Source organism: Halomonas sp. AOP43-A1-21, from assembly GCF_052376775.1.
GTDB classification, from domain to species: domain Bacteria; phylum Pseudomonadota; class Gammaproteobacteria; order Pseudomonadales; family Halomonadaceae; genus Vreelandella; species Vreelandella colorata.
On record NZ_JBQSWC010000092.1, the window covers coordinates 1 to 885 of the forward strand.

Sequence of the window (885 nt, forward strand, 5' to 3'; positions counted from 1 at the left end):
TAGCTCACCGGAAAAATGCAAGCGCAGCGAGTAATTTTTCCGGTGCAGCTACTTGTTAAGTAGTATACTCGACAGAATAAGGCCTTGTCTGGACAGTTCTTTAACTGCATATTCATAAAATTCCTGGTTTCGCTTAGCGCCACATATATTTACAAGCTCTTTACCTGCCTGCGTAAACAAAACCTTACCTACCTTAATTTGGTTGTCTTTTTCTTTGGGGAACTCTACGAGTGATGGCTGTCCGTAGTAAAAAAATACTGCCTGTTTTTGAAACCCCATTCTTCGATAGCCACTAGTGGATTCGAATGATATTAAGCCGATAGCGTCTAGATGCTTTAATGCGGAAAAGTTGATACCTTCTTTTGTATATACTTCGTCATCAGAGTTAAAAACTAGCGGACTTGGTCCACCTATCATCCATGTGAATTGACAGAACTTTGTAAATAGATCGGCGTCTTTTTTATCCATGGACGCCACAAAGTCAACTGTTCGTTTAGAGTAAGTTCCGGGCTTAGTTGCTTCTCCGGCCAATAAGCTAGACCATAGGGACTGCATCGTTTCATCTGAAACTTTATCGCACTTATCGAAAAAGTGCGCGACCCAGTCTTCCTCAAGCTCTTCAGTTTTAGCTTCTGGGGGAAGAGCTCTTGCAGCTTTGGCAGTAATATTTTCAATATTATCCTGCTTTCTTCCTTCTTGATGCACCAATCGCTCAAGGCCTCTTTGTTCGATTTCGCTTAACTCTATATTGGCGATTGCTTTTATTTTTTCGGCCTCAGCTTCAGCCGCAGCTTTATTTGTTATTCTTCTGGGTTCATATATGATCCCAACAGCATTGGAAACTTTCTCTATTAGGACAGTAGCTGGCTTAGCCAAATCGCCTAG

At 41.7% G+C, this 885-nt stretch carries 1 protein-coding gene; it reads right to left on the reverse strand.

Annotated features, from left to right (window positions below; translation table 11 throughout):
* Positions 1 to 48: 48 nt before the first annotated feature.
* Positions 49 to 885 (reverse strand): DUF2806 domain-containing protein (locus ACT3R7_RS20680; RefSeq protein WP_496199461.1); only part of this gene is annotated, 837 nt, incomplete at its 5' end.